Below are 1,632 nucleotides of genomic sequence, written 5' to 3' on the forward strand. Positions count from 1 at the left end.
ATGAGGGTCGACTTGCCGGCGCCGTTCTCGCCGCAGATGGCGTGGACCTCGCCCTGCCGAACGGTCAGGGTGACGTCCGACAGCGCCTTGACGCCGGGAAAGGTCTTGACGATCGAGCGCATTTCCAGGACGGGTCCCGCCATGGTCGTGCCTTCCAATCCGTAGGTGACGGCGGTGTGCCGGGGACGTCTACTTGAGGTCGCTCTCCTTGATGTAGCCGGAGTCGACCACGGTCTCCTGGTAGTTGGCCTCGTCCACGGCGACCGGCTCCAGCAGGTAGGCCGGCACGACCTTCGCCCCGTTGTCGTAGGTCTTGGTGTCGTTGACCTCGGGCTCCTTGTCCGTCAGGAGCGCGTCGACCATGTTCGTGGCGACCTTGGCGAGTTCGCGGGTGTCCTTGTAGACCGTCATGGACTGCTGGTCGGCGATGATCGACTTCACCGAGGCGACCTCGGCGTCCTGGCCGGTGACGATCGGCAGCGGCTTGTTCTTGGAGCCGTAGTCGTCCGACTTCAGCGCCGACAGGATGCCGATGGAGATGCCGTCGTACGGGGAGAGGACCGCGTCGACCCGCCCGGTCTTGTAGGACGAGGTCAGGATGTCGTCCATGCGCTTCTGGGCGGTGCCGCCGTCCCAGCGCAGGGTGGTGACCTGGTTCAGTTCGGTCTGGCCGGACTTGACGACGAGCTGCTTCTTGTCGATGTACGGCTGCAGGACGTTCATCGCGCCCTGGAAGAAGTAGCGGGTGTTGTTGTCGTCGTTGGAGCCGGCGAACAGCTCGATGTTGAAGGGGCCCTTCTCGCTGCCGTCCTTCAGGCCGAGCTTGTCGACGATGTAGTCGCCCTGGAGTTCGCCGACCTTCTCGTTGTCGAACGAGGCGTAGTAGTCGACGTTCTCCGTGCCGAGGATCAGGCGGTCGTAGGAGATCACCGGGATGTCGGCGTCCTTGGCCTGCTGCAGCACGTTGTTCAGCGACTTGTTGTCGATCGCCGCGACGATCAGCGCCTTGACGTCCTGTGTGATCAGGTTCTCGACCTGGGCGACCTGCTGGTCCGGGTCGTCCTCGCCGAAGACCAGCTTGGTCTTGTAGCCCTTGGACTCCAGGTGCTTGACGACGTTGTCGCCGTCGGCGATCCAGCGCTCGGAGGACTTGGTCGGCATCGCGATGCCGACGGTCGCTCCCTTGGCGTCCCCCTTGTCCTCCTCGCTGCCGCCCTCGCCGCTCTGGCCGCAGGCGGTCAGGGTGAGGGCGAGGGAGACGGCGGTGGCTGCTGCGGCGACGGCGGCTCTGCGGTTACGCATGATCATCATCCTTGATGTGTGTGCAGGGCGGCCCGGAGGTGCGAAGTCGCTTTCGGGCCGAGGGATTCGGCGATGAAGCTGCGGTGCGGGGTGCTGCGGTGCGGGGCGGTGCGGGGTGGTGCGGAGAAGGTGCCGGACGACCCCGAGAAAGGGGTGTGTGGGATTGTGCGCGTCTGTGTCTGCTTCTGTGAAGTCGAGTTTCCGGAACGTTATGACGAGATGCCGAACCTGCGCAGCTCCCCCGGGAGCCGTGAACCGATCGGCGCCATGTCCCCGTCCGCGCCGTGGCGGGCGAGCAGGTCCAGGGCCAGCCGTCCGCGCCGCACCCGC

At 65.7% G+C, this 1,632-nt stretch carries 2 protein-coding genes; both read right to left on the bottom strand.

Annotated features, from left to right (window positions below; genetic code table 11):
• On the bottom strand, positions 1-143 hold a 143-nt coding region (locus tag AOK18_RS31290; RefSeq protein ID WP_157865152.1), incomplete at its 3' end, for an ATP-binding cassette domain-containing protein.
• A gap of 46 nt (positions 144-189) precedes the next feature.
• Positions 190-1,302: a multiple monosaccharide ABC transporter substrate-binding protein gene (gene chvE, locus AOK18_RS23775; protein ID WP_206281585.1), complete on the bottom strand. Its 1,113-nt coding sequence runs from the start codon at positions 1,300-1,302 to the stop codon at positions 190-192.
• Between the last annotated feature and the right edge of the window lie 330 nt (positions 1,303-1,632).

Origin of the sequence: Streptomyces prasinopilosus, from assembly GCF_001419695.1 — a bacterium.
GTDB classification, from domain to species: Bacteria; Actinomycetota; Actinomycetes; order Streptomycetales; family Streptomycetaceae; genus Streptomyces; species Streptomyces prasinopilosus.

What these genes read in the sequence shown, in the direction of transcription:
- chvE (WP_206281585.1), bottom strand. Translation starts at nt 1,302, where the DNA reads ATGCGTAACCGCAGAGCCGCCGTCGCCGCAGCAGCCACCGCCGTCTCC.